At 56.6% G+C, this 18,247-nt stretch carries 15 protein-coding genes, 1 tRNA gene and 1 pseudogene; 5 read left to right on the forward strand and 12 right to left on the reverse strand.

Annotated features, from left to right (window positions below; all coding sequences use genetic code 11):
* Positions 1-23 precede the first annotated feature (23 nt).
* A complete protein-coding gene (locus CR155_RS06430; protein ID WP_102069186.1) occupies positions 24-1,793 on the forward strand; it encodes a M61 family metallopeptidase in 1,770 nt (589 codons plus the stop codon).
* 27 nt (positions 1,794-1,820) lie between these two features.
* On the opposite strand, the gene CR155_RS06435 is transcribed toward CR155_RS06430, so the two are convergent.
* Positions 1,821-2,747: an NAD(P)/FAD-dependent oxidoreductase gene (locus CR155_RS06435; RefSeq protein WP_102069187.1), complete on the reverse strand. Its 927-nt coding sequence runs from the start codon at positions 2,745-2,747 to the stop codon at positions 1,821-1,823.
* Positions 2,748-2,816: 69 nt separating this feature from the next.
* Here CR155_RS06435 and folB point away from each other — a divergent pair, with 69 nt between their 5' ends.
* The 3 genes and pseudogenes from folB to CR155_RS06450 all read left to right on the forward strand — a co-directional run bounded on the left by folB (position 2,817) and on the right by CR155_RS06450 (position 6,684).
* Positions 2,817-3,176, forward strand: a complete 360-nt coding sequence (gene folB, locus CR155_RS06440) for a dihydroneopterin aldolase (RefSeq protein ID WP_102069188.1) — start codon at positions 2,817-2,819, stop codon at positions 3,174-3,176.
* 102 nt (positions 3,177-3,278) lie between these two features.
* Positions 3,279-4,199: pseudogene (ttcA, locus tag CR155_RS06445) on the forward strand (tRNA 2-thiocytidine(32) synthetase TtcA); the annotation flags it as partial.
* 109 nt (positions 4,200-4,308) lie between these two features.
* The gene (locus tag CR155_RS06450; protein WP_233213973.1) at positions 4,309-6,684 is read left to right on the forward strand and encodes a mechanosensitive ion channel domain-containing protein; all 2,376 of its coding nucleotides are present in this window, start codon (positions 4,309-4,311) and stop codon (positions 6,682-6,684) included.
* 2 nt (positions 6,685-6,686) lie between these two features.
* Here the strand turns inward: CR155_RS06450 and CR155_RS06455 are convergent, their stop codons facing one another.
* From CR155_RS06455 to hemA, 5 genes are read right to left on the reverse strand one after another with little or no spacing between them, the layout of a single operon-like run.
* Positions 6,687-7,271, reverse strand: a complete 585-nt coding sequence (locus CR155_RS06455) for a UbiX family flavin prenyltransferase (protein ID WP_102069191.1) — start codon at positions 7,269-7,271, stop codon at positions 6,687-6,689.
* Positions 7,268-7,594: a Grx4 family monothiol glutaredoxin gene (grxD, locus tag CR155_RS06460; protein ID WP_102069192.1), complete on the reverse strand. Its 327-nt coding sequence runs from the start codon at positions 7,592-7,594 to the stop codon at positions 7,268-7,270. The genes CR155_RS06455 and grxD overlap by 4 nt, the downstream gene beginning before the upstream one ends.
* A gap of 24 nt (positions 7,595-7,618) precedes the next feature.
* Positions 7,619-8,434, reverse strand: a complete 816-nt coding sequence (gene prmC / locus CR155_RS06465; protein WP_102069193.1) for a peptide chain release factor N(5)-glutamine methyltransferase — start codon at positions 8,432-8,434, stop codon at positions 7,619-7,621.
* A 4-nt stretch (positions 8,435-8,438) separates the two neighbouring features.
* Positions 8,439-9,518, reverse strand: coding sequence for a peptide chain release factor 1 (prfA, locus tag CR155_RS06470; RefSeq protein WP_102069194.1), 1,080 nt, complete (start codon positions 9,516-9,518; stop codon positions 8,439-8,441).
* A 60-nt stretch (positions 9,519-9,578) separates the two neighbouring features.
* A complete protein-coding gene (gene hemA, locus CR155_RS06475) occupies positions 9,579-10,853 on the reverse strand; it encodes a glutamyl-tRNA reductase (RefSeq protein ID WP_102069456.1) in 1,275 nt (424 codons plus the stop codon).
* Between the two features lie 169 nt (positions 10,854-11,022).
* On the opposite strand from hemA, the gene CR155_RS06480 reads away from it, so the two are divergent.
* Positions 11,023-11,098: transfer RNA gene (locus tag CR155_RS06480), tRNA-Phe, on the forward strand.
* A gap of 37 nt (positions 11,099-11,135) precedes the next feature.
* Here CR155_RS06480 and CR155_RS06485 read toward each other — a convergent pair.
* The 6 genes from CR155_RS06485 to CR155_RS06510 form a co-directional block, all read right to left on the reverse strand.
* Positions 11,136-11,378: a hypothetical protein gene (locus CR155_RS06485; RefSeq protein ID WP_102069195.1), complete on the reverse strand. Its 243-nt coding sequence runs from the start codon at positions 11,376-11,378 to the stop codon at positions 11,136-11,138.
* 446 nt (positions 11,379-11,824) lie between these two features.
* Positions 11,825-12,313: an RES family NAD+ phosphorylase gene (locus CR155_RS06490; RefSeq protein WP_102069196.1), complete on the reverse strand. Its 489-nt coding sequence runs from the start codon at positions 12,311-12,313 to the stop codon at positions 11,825-11,827.
* Positions 12,310-12,912, reverse strand: a complete 603-nt coding sequence (locus tag CR155_RS06495; protein ID WP_233213974.1) for an Xre family toxin-antitoxin system antitoxin — start codon at positions 12,910-12,912, stop codon at positions 12,310-12,312. Before CR155_RS06495 ends, CR155_RS06490 begins: the two co-directional genes overlap by 4 nt.
* Before the next feature lie 63 nt (positions 12,913-12,975).
* Positions 12,976-14,205 (reverse strand): DUF3322 domain-containing protein, encoded by a 1,230-nt coding sequence (locus CR155_RS06500; RefSeq protein WP_102069197.1) that lies wholly within the window; start codon positions 14,203-14,205, stop codon positions 12,976-12,978.
* Complete coding sequence (locus CR155_RS06505; protein WP_102069198.1) at positions 14,202-17,597, reverse strand: ATP-binding protein; 3,396 nt, start codon at positions 17,595-17,597, stop codon at positions 14,202-14,204. The genes CR155_RS06500 and CR155_RS06505 overlap by 4 nt, the downstream gene beginning before the upstream one ends.
* Positions 17,590-18,237: a DUF4194 domain-containing protein gene (locus CR155_RS06510; RefSeq protein ID WP_102069458.1), complete on the reverse strand. Its 648-nt coding sequence runs from the start codon at positions 18,235-18,237 to the stop codon at positions 17,590-17,592. The genes CR155_RS06505 and CR155_RS06510 overlap by 8 nt, the downstream gene beginning before the upstream one ends.
* Between the last annotated feature and the right edge of the window lie 10 nt (positions 18,238-18,247).

Raw genomic sequence — 18,247 nt, forward strand, 5'->3', positions numbered from 1 at the left:
TCGTTGCAAAGTAATATATAGGGATGAAAAAAGAACCGATACTTTATAGCGTAATGCCTTTTGACCCGTCCGGCCATCGACTGAAGGTGAGCCTGACCATCCAGACTCCCGACCCGCGGGGACAGGAAGTGTCGCTACCCGCGTGGATCCCAGGAAGTTATCTTATTCGAGATTTCTCCCGGCAAGTTGAAACAATAGAAGCAAGTACTGCCGGACAAGCTGTTGGCTTGCGGAAAACCGGCAATCACTCATGGTCTTGCGATCCATGCGCCGGTCCGCTGGTGGTGGAATATTGCGTTTACGCCTGGGATCTCTCGGTCCGCGGCGCACATATCGATGAATCCCACGCCTTCCTGAACGGGACGTCTGTCTTCCTGGCGGTCAGCGGGCAGACTGATGTGCCCTGCCATGTACAGCTCTGCCCGCCGCCTCACTCCAGCCAGTGGAGGGTCTACACCAGTCTTCCAGAATCGACTCGCCATCCCCTGGCGGCCAAGCGCCACGGTTTCGGGATGTACATTGCCCCTGATTACGATGCACTCATCGACCATCCCATCGAGATGGGCACGCCGCAGGTTGTGCAATTCTCCGCGCATGGCGCCTTGCACGAAATGGTCTTCACTGGGGTGATACCGAACCTGGATCTGGAACGCATCGCTTCCGACGTTCACGAGATTTGCGAAGCTCAAATCGCATTGTTTGAGCCCGATAGCAAAGCGGCGCCCTTTCTGGACTCTTCCGACCGATATGTGTTCATGACGATGGTAACCGGCGATGGGTACGGAGGTCTCGAACACCGGGCTTCGACTGCTCTGATGGCTTCGCGCCACGACCTACCGGTCGTAGGTCAGAAAGATGCCGGCGACGGGTACCAGACATTCCTCGGCCTGGTAAGCCACGAATACTTCCACACCTGGAATGTCAAGCGCATCAAACCGGTGCGCTTCGCCCCCTATGATCTAAGCCGTGAAGCGCATACCGAGTTGCTGTGGGTCTTTGAAGGCTTTACTTCATACTACGATGACCTGATGCTGCTGCGCTCGCGCGTCATCGCAGAAGCCGACTATCTGCGGCTGATTGGAAAAGTCATCAGCAATGTGCATCGCACAGCCGGCCGCTTCAAGCAAAGCGTGGCAGAAAGCTCATTTGACGCCTGGACACGCTACTACAAGCAGGACGAGAATTCACCCAATGCGCTCGTCAGTTATTACACCAAGGGTTCGCTTGTTGCGATGGGCCTGGACATCCTTATCCGCCGCGCGTCTGGCGATACACGGTCGCTGGACGACGTAATGCGTCTACTGTGGCAGCGATATGGCCGCGACTTCTATCGTGGCGGAAACAAGGGTATTCCGGAAGACGCCCTGCCCGGGCTGATACGCGAAGCAACTGGCGTCGACACGTCAGACTTTATTGCCCGGCATGCTTATGGCCGTGAAGATGTACCGCTGGAAACGTTACTGTCTTCGCAAGGCTTTTCGATATCATGGAAGCCCGAGGCAGGCGTCACGTCGCTGGATGCGCGCGTACAAACCAGTCACGGGGAAACCAAACTGGCCACGGTATACGAAGGCGGGGCCGCGCACACGGGCGGACTGTCCGCCGGCGATGCACTCGTTGCAATAAACGGCGTACGCATATCGGACAAATCGTCCCTGGAGCGCGCCCTGCGCGCCTACCAGCCTGGCGACGTTGTTTCCGTGTTCGTATTCCGGCGCGATGAGCTGCGCGCGTTTGATGTCATGCTCAATCCGCCTGCTGCGACGGAATGCGTCGTGCAACGGAAGGCCTGACTGCGTGCCCGGCTTCCGGCTTTCGGATCATAGTCCCGCTTCAATCCTGGCCTGTATGGCCTTGGCTGCCGTCACACCATCGGCCAAGGCCGTGACCACACAGGGATGCTGCCTCTGCGCGACCTCGCCTATGGCGTAAACGCCCGGGAAACTGGTTTGCGCCGTCTGCATGTCGGTGGCGATGAACCCCTGGGCGCTGCGACGCAGGGCTAGCGTATCGACGAAGCTGACACAAGGCTCCCAGCCATGGAAGACCAATATCAGATCGTAGGTTTGGCCATTGACGCTACGCGCGGCCGTATCAACCTTATAGCTGCCCAACGTGACATCCGCTGTCGGGAATTTGCGCAGAAACTGCCGTTGCGCTCTGACGCTACGGGCATAGACATGCACTTGGGCGGCGCCGCGATCTTTCGTGTACAAGGCGTTCTCGAATGCATTGTCGCCACCGCCGAGAATGGCAACCCGCTTGTCGTGGAAATCCTGGGCGACGATGTGCGCGCCGGGTCCCACAAGCAGGCCCGCGGCCAGCGACGCCGGCGACCCGCCCGGTTCTTGGCTTGCGGCTGCTGACACACCCAGGCCGCGCGCCCGCACACCGGTTGCGAGCACCACATGGCGGCACTTCAATGGGGATTCCATCCCGTCACAGGCCACCGAAAACCCGTACGTGGCGGGCGCGACCTCGCGCACGGGGCACGAAAGCCAGAGCGGGACGGCCGCCCTTCGCAGGCTGCGGGCAAGGTTGTCGGCCACGCGGGGCCCGGTCATACCGGGCGAAGCAACATTCCATTCGTCGATAAACGGGTTCGTGCGACACAGCCCGCCTACCTGCGCCTGCAACTCGACGACGGCCGGCAGGAATCCAAGGCGCTTCAGCCAGACCGCGCAGGACACGCCGGCCGGGCCGCCGCCGACGATCAGTGCATCGTAAAGGGTACTGTTCGGGCTCATAACTTTCCCAACATGAATCTCATCTTTTCCAAAGGAACTACAATTCGAACAATTCTACAAGGCGATCTTATGCCCACCCGACGAATCTTCTTCAACCAGTTGTCGCTGGACGCGCGTATCGGCATACTCGAGCACGAGCTGCGCGCAACACAGCCCCTGCATATCGATGCCGAATTCGATGTGGATATTTCTCAGGAAGTCCACGATCAGAATATTCAATCGGTGCTGGATTACCGTCAATTGCGCCACGCTATTGTGGACGAATGCACACGGGCTCATGTCAATTTGCTGGAGACGCTAAGCGAACGCGTCGTAACCAGGATACTGAATGAATTCTCCGATGTGCAGAGCGTGCGGATCCGAATCAGCAAGCCGCTGGCTTTCTCCGACTGCGCCGCGGTTGGGATCGAGCTATACCGCAACCGTTAGACTTTTTTCCTTATTGCCATGCAAGCCGACACTTTATCTTCCAATACGCGTCAGACCAGCACGAACGACACTGATCAGCACGTTCATAAGCGCAGTGTCAGCGAAAACAAGCTTGTCAAGCGACTGATCCGGGAAGCCGGTCGCGCCATCAGCGATTTCAACATGATCGAGAACGGCGACAAGGTGATGGTGTGTCTGTCGGGCGGCAAGGATTCCTACAGCATGCTGGACATCCTGCTTACGCTGAAGGCGCGCGCACCCATCGATTTCGACATTGTCGCGGTGAACCTCGATCAGAAACAGCCCGGATTCCCCGACCATATCTTGCCGCAATACCTCGAATCCATCAACGTCCCGTATCACATTGCCACCCAGGATACCTACTCGGTCGTGACACGCGTCATCCCGGAGGGAAAGACAATGTGCTCGCTATGCTCGCGCCTGCGTCGGGGAATCCTGTATCGCGTGGCCGGTGAGCTTGGCGCCACGAAAATCGCATTGGGCCATCATCGCGACGATATCCTGGGCACTTTTTTCTTGAATCTGTTCTATGGCGGACGTATGAAAGCCATGCCCCCCAAACTGGCGTCCGACGATGGCAAGCATGTTGTGATCAGACCCCTGGCCTACGTGACGGAAAAAGACCTGATTGCCTATTCCGCCTTGAAACAGTTTCCCATTATCCCGTGCAATTTGTGCGGGTCCCAGGAAAACCTGAAACGCAAGGAGGTCGGCCGCATGATTGCCGAATGGGACAAACGGTTTCCCGGAAGATCCCTGAACATTTTCGGGGCCCTGTCACGTGTGGTGCCTACGCATTTGATGGACAGGAATCTATTCGACTTTGCTGGCCTGCAAGCCACGGGCTTGCCCGACGAGATGGGCGACAAGGCGTTTGATGCGGAAGAATTCGACCTTCCGGCAGCGTTCGGGCAGGCGGACCTTGACGCCGAAGCGAACCGCGATCGGGGCGAGCACATGCCCACGGTGGTGACAAGGACCGATCTGCGCACCCTTCGGTAAGCACACGTATCCCACCGCTGACAAGCGGCCACGGCGGATGTTACCCTTTTGCGAAAGCACGTTGAGCGACGTGCTTTTTCATTTGCACGCCCAAAAGGAAATCCGCCGAGTGACTACCAGTACGGCCCCCAAGATTCTGACCTCTCATTTTTTTCGACATCTGTCGGCCACTCTTTTACTGCTGACCGCCATGCTTGCGTTCAGCGGTCATGCGAAAGAAGCCGCCGGCGTGCCGCCGCACACCGACGCGTCCTATGCCATTCTGGCCGACCTCCTGGAGAATGATCAATCGCGCAAGAAGCTGATTGAACAACTTCGGGCCTTGGCATTGCAAGATGAACCTAAGCCGGCATCCGCCCCTGCGACCGCCCGGACCGAACCGCAAAGCAGCGTCGATGCCAGTAATGGAAGCGGGACTGCACCGACTGCGAACGGGCCCGTCTCGCAGAAGCTGGCCGTGTCCCTCGAACGATTCACCAACGGTCTTGCCTACGGTCTCTCGGATGTTGCCGCGGTCTTCATGGCATTGATAAAAGGCGAGCCGACATCGGATGGCGCCGCGCGACAATGGTCTGCCCCCTTGAAGACGTTGTCTATTGCTCTGCTGACTGTACTTGCGAGCTATATCGTTTTCCGGATGCTGGCCGGCATCGGCTTCGCCAGGCTGAATGCCTGGATCGGGAAAGATAGTCCCACTCCGGCGATATCTCAAATGCACGGCCCCGAACGGCCCGTGCGCCATGGTCCATGGCAGCCAGGATTTGCCGCGCAGACATTGAGCCGCAAACTGCTGGGCGTGGCTGCCGCACTGGTTATCGACGTGGCGGCGACGCTGTTGGCAGCGGCAGCCGGCTACATTGCCACGCTTGCCGCCGCAGGACAGAACCCCGGCACTTCGTTTTTCGCCCTTCAGTTCCTTAGCGCGTTTGTGATGATAGAAGTTGTCAAGGCGTTCTCCAGAGGCATATTCGCCACGCGTTATGAAGAATTACGCCTGTTGCCGTTGTCGCCGGAGGCCGCCAGCTATTGGAACCACTGGTTGACCTTCCTGATTGGAGTTATCGGTTATACACTGCTCGTCATCGTTCCGCTGGTCGCTGCCGTCTTCCGACCCTCCGTCGCCCAACTGCTTGGCCTGGTCGTCATGCTCGGGGTTTACTTCTACGGGGTACGGGTGATCTGGAAGAATCGCAAGGCGGTGAAGGCCAGTCTCACCGAGATCGCCGGCGATTCAAACGCCGCCGTATTCGGAACAGTGATTCGCGTGCTGTCGCGTACTTGGCACCTGATTGCAATCGCCTATTTCACCGTCCTGCTGGTGATCAGCCAAACCGCGCAGCAACAGGCGCTGGCGTTCATGGTGCGCGCCACTGCTCAAACCGCGGCAGCAGTATTGATAGGGATTATGCTGGCCAGCGCACTGTCGGCACTGCTGTCACACCGCATCAAGCTTCCCGGTAAGTGGCGCCAGTCATTCCCTACGTTGGAATCACGCATCAATACCTACGTTCCCGTGATACTGAAGGGCCTACGCCTGCTCATACTGATCGCCGTGACGCTGGTCGTGCTGGACGCCTGGCATGCGTTCAATCTGGTCGGCTGGCTGCAGTCCGATCATGGCCAGGCCACCATCGCCCTACTGCTGCACTTGGGTGTAATCCTGCTCATTGCCGCGTTAAGCTGGACGGTCATTGCCAGCATCATCGAGCACCGGCTGGATGCGTCAAGCAGCAATCCGAGCGAACGTGAGAAAACCTTGCTTATGCTGTTTCGCAATGCAACGGCTATCATCATTGCGACCATGACGATTCTGGTCGTGCTTTCGCAGATAGGTATCAACATCGGGCCGCTTATCGCCGGAGCCGGCGTGGCGGGTCTTGCCATCGGTTTCGGAGCGCAAAAGCTGGTGCAAGACGTGATTACAGGCGTATTCATACAGCTGGAAAATGGCATGAACCGCAACGATACGGTAGAAGTCGGAAGCCTGTTTGGAACCGTCGAGAAAATTACCATTCGCTCTGTCGGCATACGAACGCTGGACGGTGGCTACCATATGGTGCCTTTTTCCAGCATCGATCAATTGACCAACCATACGCGCGACTACGGCTACCATTACGGTGAATACAATATTGCACACCGCGAAAGCGTGGATGATGCCACCGAACAGATGAGGCTGGCTTTCAAGGATTTGATGCAGGACCCTGAACTGGCCCGCGAGGTAATGGAAGATATCTCCATACCCGGGGTCACTGCATTGAACCAGAATGGATTCACCATACGGGTCTTGATCAAGACCACGCCGGGTAATCAGTGGATGATACAGCGCGGTTTCAACAAGCTACTCAAGCAACGTTTCGACGAAGCCGGCATTGAGCTTCCTTACCCCCACACCGTGCTGCAGTTCGGCCGCGACAAATCGGGTGTAACGCAGCCGGTGGACGTACGCTTTATTGACACGCTGAAAGAGGTCACCGAGGCGACATAACCTTAAGGCTGTCGATGGGCCGTGCCTTCCCAATGCGGGCCCGGCACTTCTATACCCAGCAGCTCCAGTACGCGGGCCACGGTATGGTCGACCATTTCTTCAATGCTCTTCGGGTGATGGTAGAACGCCGGCAATGGCGGGAAGATTATGCCCCCCATTTCGGTGACCGCTGTCATATTGCGCAAGTGCGCCAGGTTCAGCGGCGTCTCGCGCACCATCATGACCAGTCGACGACGTTCTTTCAGTGTTACGTCCGCCGCCCGGGTAATCAGGTTATCGGACAGCCCATGGGCAACCGCCGCCAGCGTACGCATGGAGCACGGCACAACGACCATGCCCGCCGTGTCGAAACCGCCACTGGACAAGGCGGCACCAACATCGCGAAAGCTATATACCTCGTCCGCCAGGCAGTGAACATCCTGGCGGACAAGATCCAATTCGTATTTGATGTTGAGCACGCCAGAGGGCGACACCACCAGATGCGATTCCACATCGTCCACGGACTGCAATGCCTCAAGCAGACGGACCGCGTAGATTGCACCGGTGGCGCCCGTAATGCCGACAACGAGCCGGCGTTTGGCCTTCACGCAAGCGCCCCAGCCTCTTTCAGAACATTGGTCAGTTCACCGTTCTCGTGCATTTCGGCGATGATGTCCGAGCCGCCGATGAATTCGCCAGCGACATAGAGCTGTGGAATCGTGGGCCAGCTTGAGTATTCCTTGACACCTTGACGAACAAGTTCGTCATCCAGCACGTTCACCGTGACCAGCTTGGTGACGCCTGATGCTTTCAGGATCTGAATGGCGCGACCGGAAAAGCCGCACTGCGGGAACTGTGCAGTACCCTTCATGAACAATACAACCGGGTTGGCTGTGACGGTTTCACGAATAAAATCTTGAACTTCGCTCATGATGCTCTCGTATTTCAGAAAAGATTAATTATAAATTCCGCCAGTAACCCGGTCGATACCCGCCAGGTCTGGCGCACTCGCGACCCGTTTAAAACCGGTCGATTGCAACAGCTGCCGAACGTCCTGCGATTGATCCCAACCATGCTCAACGAACAAGGCTCCACCCGCCAGCAGGCGCCCGGCGGCCCCTTCGATAATGACCCGGAGGGCGGATAAACCGTCCGAGCCGTCGGTCAGGGCGGTGACAGGCTCAAACCGCAAGTCGCCTTCCTTCAAGTGCGAGTCAGCCGCCGCAATATAAGGGGGATTCGAGACAATGAGGTCAAAGTCCTTACGTCCAGCCAGGGCATCGTACCAACCACCTTGTAGGAAATCGACCTGTGCGCCCAGGAGCCTTGCGTTTGTACGAGCTACCTCTAGCGCCGCGCTGCTGAGATCAGTCGCCACCACCGTGGCGCCAGGACAACGCAAGGCAATGGACACCGCCACGGCGCCACTGCCAGTACCCAGGTCGAGCACCCGTGGAGACCGCTTTCCCTTGAGATAGTCTAACCCAGTCTCGACAAGCAGTTCTGTTTCAGGGCGTGGGATCAGCACCGCGGGCGAAACAAGAAATTCATATTCCATGAATTCACGATATCCAACAATATAAGCCATAGGCTCGCCCGCCAGGCGTCGCGCCTCGAGTTCACGGAAGCGAACGATGGCGGTATTGGCAAGCGGGTCGGTATCATGGGCGATAAGCCAGGAACGTGGCACCTGTAACACATGCCGCCACAACATCTGCATTTCCAGACGTGGCAGCTTGCTGTCCCGCGACATGGTGCGCAGGGTGTTCATCCGACTATTCCTGTCCGAGCATGGCCAGCTGTTCGGCCTGATGCTCGGCGCGCAAGGCGCCCGTCAGTTCATCCAGGTCGCCTTCCATGATTTGCGCCAGCTTGTACAAGGTAAGATTGATGCGATGGTCGGTAACCCGGCCCTGCGGATAATTGTAAGTGCGTATCCGCTCGGAACGATCTCCGGTACCCACCAGGCTCTTGCGCTGCGCGGCTTCCTTATTATGCTGTTCCTGCTGCTGCTTGTCTTTCAAGCGCGCCGCCAGCACTTGCATGGCCTTGTCTTTATTGCGATGCTGCGACCGATCCTCCTGGCATTCCACCACCAATCCGGTCGGCAAATGCGTTATACGCACTGCGGAGTCCGTTTTATTGATGTGCTGTCCGCCTGCCCCGCTGGCACGGTAGGTGTCAATACGAAGATCTGATGAATTGATGACAATATCGCTCTGGGCATCGGCCTCGGGAAGAACGGCAACGGTGCACGCAGAAGTATGTATCCGCCCCTGCGTTTCCGTCGCCGGGACGCGTTGCACCCGATGCGCGCCCGATTCAAATTTGAGCTGTCCATACACGCCGTCGCCATCCAGTCTGGCGATCACTTCTTTATAGCCGCCGATTTCGGATGCGCTTTCGGACATCATCTCGACCTTCCAGCCCTTGTTTTCAGCGTAACGCGTATACATCCGCAATAGATCGCCTGCGAACAAGGCGCTTTCGTCTCCCCCCGTGCCTGCACGGATTTCAAGGAACACACTGCGTCCATCGTCAGGATCGCGCGGCAATAACAACACTTGCAGATCGGAGGCCAATTCTTCCAGCCGGTCCTTGGCAAGCTTGTATTCCTCTTCCGCCATGTCGCGCATCTCAGGGTCGCTCATCATGTCCTGGGCGGCCTGAATATCGTCCTCGGTGCCGGTGTAGGCGGCAAACGCGGCGACGACCGGTTCGAGGTCCGATCGTTCGCGCGACATCTTGCGATACCGGTTCATGTCATTGGCAATTTCGGGTTCGGCCAACAAGGCATCGACTTCAACCAATCGACGAGCAAGTTGCTCGAGCCGATTGCGTATGGAACTTTTCATAATTCAGGGGATAAACAGTAATTGAAAGGAAGCGCGCGCGACAAGACCGGCAGAGCTTCGCTAACGATTACGTTCGGAACGGGGAAGCAGGCGCGGCAGCAGGCTTATTAGTTGCTGGCGCTCTTCGTTCTCGCTGCGGTTGAGCACGGCCATGGGACCATGCAGATATTTTTGCGTCAGGCCATAGGCCAGTTGCTCAAGGACAAGCTCGGGATTGTCGCCACGCGCCAGCATTCGGCGTGCGCGATCGAGTTCGTGCTGTCGAACCTGATCGGCCGCTTGTTGGAAGTCGACAATGACCGGTACGATCTTGCGATTCTGAAGCCAATGCATGAAATTCTGCACGCGCGTTTCAATGATGGCTTCGGCTTGCACGACAGCCGCGCGGCGCGCGTCGGTACCGCTTTGAACCATACGACCCAGATCATCGACGGTGTAGAGGTAAACGTCGGCAAGCCGGCCCACCTCGGTTTCAATGTCGCGCGGCACAGCCAGGTCGACCATCACCATCGGCCGGTGACGGCGCGAGCGGGTAACCCGTTCGACCATCCCTAATCCCAGGATGGGCAAGGAGCTTGCCGTACAGGAAACGATAACGTCAAAATCGGCCAGTCTATCGGGAATATCGGCAAGCATCATGGTCTTGGCGACAAACCGCGAGGCAAGCCCTTCGGCACGCTCGAGCGTGCGATTCGCCACAACCATTTGCGCCGGATTCAGCGCGGCGAAATGGGTCGCACAGAGTTCGATCATTTCGCCGGCGCCTATGAAAAGCACACTGGCCTTGGACAAATCACCGAACACGCGCTCGGCCAGGCGCACCGCAGCAGCGGCCATGGACACTGAATGCGCGCCAATGGCGGTTTGGGAGCGGACTTCCTTGGCGACAGAAAAAGTGCGCTGGAACAATTGATGCAGCAAAGTGCCCAACGAACCCGCTTCGTTGGCCGCGCGCACGGCGTCTTTCATCTGGCCGAGTATTTGCGGTTCGCCCAGCACCATGGAGTCCAGGCCGCTGGCCACGCGGAAAGCGTGCCTTACGGCATCGTTCTGCTGGTACTGGTATAGGTGCGGCTGAAGACTGCCGGTTTCAAGACGATTGAAGTCTGCTAGCCATGTGGGCAGATGCTCTGACACCTGCGGGTCTGCCGCGCAGTAGATCTCGGTGCGATTACAGGTTGAAAGTATGGCGGCTTCTTTGACTGACTGTCCAAAGGTGGCGCGCAGGCCATCAAGCGCAGGTTTCAGGACGTCGATCGGGAACGCCACACGCTCCCGCACCGAAACTGGAGCAGAAACATGGTTCAAGCCGAAAGTTAATACGTCTAGAGACATTTGGGAGAAAGCGCGCAGGGCCATACTTCAATTCCCCGATTATAATCGCCCCTGACGTTTTCCTGAAATATCTACTTGTTTCAGCGCAAAGTCGGGTCAATTTCCGGGTCGTTCAGTGGTACAAAGCACACATTCGGAATATGGTGTACTATTTCGCCTTCTTGATGATGGCCTGGTAGCTCAGTCGGTAGAGCAGAGGATTGAAAATCCTTGTGTCGGTGGTTCGATTCCGCCCCAGGCCACCAACAAACAGAACATCAGCCCATCCTTGCTGTTGTGCCGTTAAGCATAAAACTGCCATTCGGAAGAGTTATGCTTTAAATCCCGATCGGCGACATTATGCTTTATCCGGATCAGAGAATAGACTAGAAAATTAGCCTGAAATCGCTGAAAGCCAGTCAACGGGCTGGCTTTTTTCATGTGCGCGCCTATCGCAGTGAGCTCGGGCGGCGCGGCGTGGTTGGCCTCCAGATAAAGTTGCCCAATACCCATACTCGGGCGCGCCACGGCATAAATATCGACCATGGATTGCTTTGTCCCGCCGTTATCGCCCCTCTCCACGCCTACGCTTGGAGATCAACTCATCGAACCGGGGTGGATGACCACGTCAAAGCCGTCCAGTGGCCCTCCGTATCACGAATGTACATACGCCCTATTCGCCGCCACGCCGACGCCTGAGCATGCGCTAAAAAACTCAGGGGCAATACCTAGCCAGAAGCCAGTTACGAACCTACTCCCCGGTTACAATCTGACAAGGCAGCGTAAATGGGGAAAACTAAAGAAATTAACGGTTCCAGATCTCAGCTAAAACCGGGCGAGCGCATCTACAAGTCGAGATGAACGACCACGCAGAGAGGCGGTTCAGCCGGCTAGTATCGATATATGACTGGGGTATCTTGGATAAGGATAAATTCCTGGCTGTTTACGGTCAGAAAAGCGCTAAACGAAGATGACCTCTGGCCGACAAGTCTTTATCCATTTAAACGAGCGTCGAACAACCATTTTCTAACTTTAACTGCGCGAAGTTTCTTTATGCCGTTATGGTGAGGATTAATGAGGATGTTACATTCCTCTGGAACAATCACCGACGGCACCTCCATAACTGCTGACTTTGCCCCAGCCAGCCAATCGTCACCGGCGTCAAGGCTTACTTTACCGGCTGGTGATGCGTCCCACCCGATGTTCTTAGACTCATCGAATTTGAATCTTTTGTCCCAAATTGCCTTTGGAATGTCTATTCTTACCAAATAGCGGTTCAAAGGTAGACCGCCAAATTCGAGATGTGCCAGAGTTTCGAGGCAGGCTAACGCAATGGAGCTGGCAGAATAAATTACAGCGTTTCCCTTTCTATTCCACCGTCCACCAGTCAGCCGTGCCCCTTCTCCCGTCATATCGTCAGAGGTATAGTCGGGTGTATCAGTGGCTATTCGCCAAACAGAAATCTGTTCACCTTCCCTCATACATAAGCGCCGCTCTGTGCGGTTGAGAGAAGCTTCGACACGAGTTCGCGCCCTTCCGCCGTATTCATGATTTCTGCCGGTTTGTGTCCCCCCAAGGCACTCAAGGGCTTATCGAGCCAAGTAGCGAACCATTGCGCGGCGTCGAAGCCCTTCGGATCCCCAGACTCTTCAACCATCGTCTGAACTTGGCCAATCAGCTTTGCTGTAGCCACTAGGCGCTCACTCTGGTCGGTTGTTAGGAGCTTCTTCGTCTGAATTTTACGATCGAGGGTACTGGCACCCATGCCAAGTATTGCTGCTACACGTTCTTTGCTGAGCCTCATAGACTGAGCGACATTAGTAAAGTTCTCTGCCTCAATACCGTGCTGAACGACCAGAATCCTTTCGATTGGGTCCATGCGATACACGTCGCGGAATCCCAGTACGGCAGAGGCAGTAGCTTTCCTCCCGCGCACTGTCCGGTAAATGGCAACTTTCGGATCCGTATCGAAATCCTCAGTTGCCCTTAACTTTAATGCAGCGGTTCGGCTGGTTCCGGTCATACCTCGTGACGTACGAGCTTTCGTGCGTTTGCCTTTAGCTTCAGTCACCGTACTCATAAATATCCTCCTTTTGAGGGTTTATAATACCTCATTCGAGGGATCAAGTACATGGATGCCTCTTCACGGAGGAGTTAAGCTATTTGGGAGGGTAGTTTCGGCTTTATCCAGTGCACGCAGCAGCCAGCCAAAAGCTATGCGTTCCTGTTCCAGCCGCACGCAGAAGTCGTTCTGCAACCGCTGCCAGCGTATATCGTCATACACGCCTCGTTCTTCCGGAGTCAGGCGAGTCAACTCCCGTAAGGTCGGCGAAGGTTCAACCCCCCATTGCTCACGGTGGGCAATCAGTGTTTCTTTGTCCATCAGGAACGACACCACATGCGGCATATGGCTGCGCAGCTGATCCAGGATGGCGAAACCGTGCGTATCGATGTCTCCCCAGTAATACAAGACCTTATTTTCCAGCCATTCCGCTTGCGCCAGCATATCGAAACCGTAGCCTGCACCAAACACCACCATACTGTCCGCCAAAGCGGGAAAGGCAAGGAAATTCACCTCGTTTTCAGTAATAAAGACTTGCGATGCCGCGGGATAAAGCCTGGCAAAGGCGTCCTGCGTAATGGTGATATCTTGATCCGTACCACCCAAGAACAGGGCTTGCCCTGGATCCAGCAAGCGAAACCGCACACGTAGCGGCTTTTCGCGAAAGCCGTAGCGCAACAGAAAATTGCTTGTCCCGGTCACCGATGTATCGATGGCTTGCCCGGGCAAAACGTAATCCAGCAGCTCCGACAGTACGGCGCGGTGTCTTTCAATGAACTTGCTGTGCAAGCCAGGCAAATCGACCTGCCGCAGGTAAATGCCGGGGCGCGGATGCGCATGCAGCCAAGCCGCAATATTCAGCAGCCCGGACCAATCGTCGGCCAGCGCTAATCCCCGCAAAGGATACCTGGCCAGCCACGGCAGCAAAGACGGCATCCGGGTACGGGTTTCGTCCACGATATCAGCAAATCGTAGGACCTCACGCGTGTTGCCTATCAGTCCAAACGCATCTTCGGGGGTGTCGACCCAGGCTTCATCCGGCAACGCATTGCTGCCGATCACACGATGCCGGATGGTGCGCCAGGTCAGACGATAGCTTCTTTTGGAATCGACTTTGGCTTGCGACTGCAAATCGCGCACCCATTCACGCACCGCCTCGAACCGTTCTGACATGTCGGTTGAGCTTGGCCCTTTGAGCATCAAGCGCAATGGAAACAAATCGGCAGGCTCCACCAGATTGCGCAATAGTATGCCCTGATTCCAGCGCTTTTGTACTTGGGCACGCAAGTCTGCGGGCGTAGTCCAACTCAAGGCAACGCCCTGTCAAGATCGCCATAAGCCTGTTTTTCCCTATGATATTCCTCGATGCTGAGGTTGCGTAGGCAGGAAGTTCGCCCATCGGTATTTTCAACAAAGCCGACGCTGGATACGAACGGTTCGATGATATGAATTTTCTGCAGCGGCGTCACGATAAGTAGTTGCAGGTTCAGTTGCCGGAAAAGGTTCAGCCCATACTGGGCCGACTCGTCCGACCCGCGGCCAAACGCTTCATCTATAACGACAAAGCGGAAGGAACGCGACCGCACGGCGCCCCACTCCAGGCCGAATTGATAGGCCAGGCTGGCGGCCAGAATGGTATATGCAAGCTTTTCTTTTTGACCACCCGATTTTCCGCCTGAATCAGAATAGTGCTCGTGTTCGCTATCGTCTTCGCGCCAACGTTCGCTGGCGGCAAAAACAAACCAATTGCGTACGTCGGTTACTTTGCTTGTCCAGCGGCGGTCGTGCTCGGCCGTTCCTTCCCGTCCGCGAAAGCGCTCGATAATGTGCTTGACCTGCAGGAATTTGGCCTCGGAATATTGGGCATTATCGGAACCGGTAAGCGCCCCTTCGGTACAGGCGCGCAAGTCGGTCTGGAAGTCGCGAACATCCGTATCGGCGGCGAGCTGCGCCTCCAGCACAATATAGCGACCGGTGTTGTAGTCGATTTGCGTCAGCGATTCATTGATACGGGCAATTCGTTCACGTATGGTTTCTCGTTCGCGGTTCAGCTGCGACTGGAAATTGGCCACTTCGCGTATTGTGTTCTCGTTTAAAAGCTCTTTGAAACGGGCCTCGAAACGCGGCAGGTCGTCGGCATGGAGCTGATCCAGCATGGCGCGGTATTCTTGGCTAGCCTCAAGGCTGATATCGGCCTCTTGGGTTTCCAGCTTATAGGCCTCTGCATACTCGGTCATGGCCCGGATTATTCCCGCGGCCAGACGAGCCAGCCGCTTGTCGTCGGCGTCGATGCGCTCTTGCAGCCAACGGCGCATTTCCTGTTCGCGGGGGTCGCAGGACTCGACACTGGATGGCAACTCGACTCCGGTTTCAGCCTGCATCGCTTCAATGCGCTCGAAATGAGACGCGTGGACGGCAAAATCAGCGGTCTCGCATACAGCCCTGACCTGATTAAGCAACGCCAGGGCATCGGACTGTTTCTGTTGCGCCCTTGACTGCGCATCCTTGCGTTTATCCAACTGCAAATCCGTGTCAGCCAGCGCCGCAAGCAGCTCTGTCAGACGGCCGCTAAGTATGGCCAGCACATCCGAGGCGGCTTCAAGTTCCCGCTTTTCATTTTGCAGGCGGGTAATATGAAGTGCCAGCGGTTGCCAATCAAGCTCTCGAAAATCACGATACTCATCCAGCTTGCCCAAGGTTCCCAACTGTTGTTTCAGCGCAGCTTGTTCCTTTTGCAGCGAAGCAATACTGCCGCCCACCTTGGAAATTTGCGCCTGCAAGGACCGCGCCTGGTTTTCCAGCGCGGCAATCTTGGCTTCGTTGCTCCAGCCCAGGACGTAACGGCTACGGTCATCGATGCGGTGGCGATCATCCTTTTCGTGCCGCTCCCCGGGCGCCTTGATTTGTCCATTGCGAGTGATGGCCTTGGTTTCGCGACGGAACTGCTCTTGATTAGCGCAACAGGCCACATCAAAACGGTGGCCTATTTCGGATTCCAGCCAGCGATAAAAGCTCGAGTCAGGTTTGATCGAGAGCTTGCGCACCAGCGAATCCGGATGCAAAGCAGGTTGATCGCCACGGGGTGATGTCCGCGCGGCGCGCACACGGAAATAGACCAGACGCCCCTTTAGCCGGGTACGATCCACCCACTCAGCCACCTGAGGATAATGCGTATCGGGCACCAGCAAGGACAGACCAAAACTGCGCAACAGCCGTTCGGCGGAGCCTTCCCAGTCTTTTTCATCATCGCGCACCTGGATCAGTTCACCGGCAAACGGCATATCGGCCTCTGACAGGCTTAACGCGGAGCATAATGCAGCACGCATGGCAATCTGTTGTGTCTCGATATTGCTGCGCCTAGATTTCAGGCTGTCGATATCCTGCGTCAGCAGCTCGTATTCCCGCCGCATCTGAGCAAAGTCGACCCCGGCTTCGTTCAGCTCGTTTTGCACGGCCGCCTCGCGCGCGGCGGCCGTTTCATGCATGCGTTGGCGCAGACCGGCCTGCGCCAGAAAATCGTCCGCATTCTGCAAGGCAGGCAGACCCAGCACATGACTTAGTTTTTCGTACTGCTGCCGCTTTACCAGGCAGCGCACGCGCTCCGCTTCTTTCTGCGTCAATTCGATTTCAAGCCGCTCGATCCGGTCGCCGCCATTATCGGCAATGGCGCGTCGTAGATCGCGTTCTTGCGCACGTTGCCCATCGCGCGTTTCAGCAAGCTGCGCGATCTGGCCGGCAAGGCGCTTCGATTCCTGATCCAGGGCTTCCAGGCGGGTTTCCAGCAGACTGGCTTTAAGCCCTGCAAAATACGATCCAAGCGCATCGCGGCAGGCTCGCGACTGCCCTATACCGTCCAGCAGCGCTGCATGCCGCTGACAATCCGCCACTAAAGGTGTTAACAATTCAACTTGGCGCTTGGCCTTCAGAACCGCCTCATGAGCCCGGTGTAAGTCATCGAAATGTGCGATCAGCGCCTGAATGCGCGGCACAACGTCGAACGGCTCCAGCATGTGGCTGCGGACGAAGTCAGTCAGGTTCCCCACCGACTTCATCGACACTGTTTGATGAAACAGCTCCAGTGCCTGATCGTTGGCGATGCCAAATCGGCGTCGGAACGCCGCGCTATATGGGGGAAAGGTATCTTCGACGTCTGCCCCGCCCGCACGCAAACGCTTGCGCAACTGGACGATATCGGTACCGAACTCCGCAAAATCGCCGGCGATCGACAGTTCTTTATCCGCCACGACATAAAAGCGCACGGGCTGGCCCTGGGGCTCTTTGAACCAGAACACTTGCGCCAGCGTCACTGTCTGGTCATACCCAGCGTTATGGAAAACGCCCAGAATCACTGAATAACTATTCTGATCGCGCAGCGCAACCGGCCGGCCCGCTCCGCCGACCTCGTTGCGTTCCGACTTGTAATGGCCCAACACGTATGAGCGCAGGCTTCGTTCGCGCGCTTCCGCACCAGCCGCCTTGTTGTAAGCAATTCGCTGAGCAGGAACCAGCAACGTTGTTACCGCATCGACGAGCGTCGATTTGCCCGAGCCGATGTCGCCCGTCAGCAGCGCATTATGGCCGTCGGGACGTAGTTGCCACACGCGACGGTCGAATGTCCCCCAGTTGAAGACCTCCAGCCGGGCAAGCCGGAAGCCCGAGCGCCCGTCATCCCCCAGAAAATCCAGGCCCGGCATGTCATTCATCATTGGATCCTGTTGGAAGCATGGCCGCTTGAGTTTGCAATGATTCTCGATAAGCCGCCAGATTCTGATCGAACTGGGCAAGCCACTGGGCATCGACAAACGCCTTCAGAATACGCTGTACTTCGATCATGCCATCTTGCCCGCGCAACTTACGTATAAAACCCAGCTCGGCCACTTTATTGATATGCGTGTCGATCTGATCCACGAGACGAGTTTCGTTACTGCCGGCCGGTAGAAAAACGCGCATCAATTCGACTACATCACTACGTGCCAGAATCAACCGGGTGTCGCTGCCGCTAGCATCGAATTCGGCCAGTTTCTTACGCAGAAGTGCCAGCAACAGGCTGACAGGAAATGATAGAGGCCGACGCGCAACCAGGCGCGGCAATTTTAACTCGTTCGCCTCTTCCGTGTCGGCCTGCGCCCGTAAAAACGCATAGCCTTCCGTTTCGTCCAACATCAGCATCAAGCCCAGCACGCCAATGAAGTCGCGCACACGGCCTTGCAGCGTTAGCAATGCAGCCCATTGCGCCGCGTCTTCGCGATAGACAATCCCTTTAAGTAAAGGAATGACCACTCGGGCCAGTTCTGGATCGCCTACGGCACCGGTATCGACCGACGACGCGGCCGGACTAGTCATATCTTGCATT

The organism is Pollutimonas nitritireducens, from assembly GCF_002849615.1.
GTDB lineage: Bacteria > Pseudomonadota > Gammaproteobacteria > Burkholderiales > Burkholderiaceae_B > Pollutimonas > Pollutimonas nitritireducens.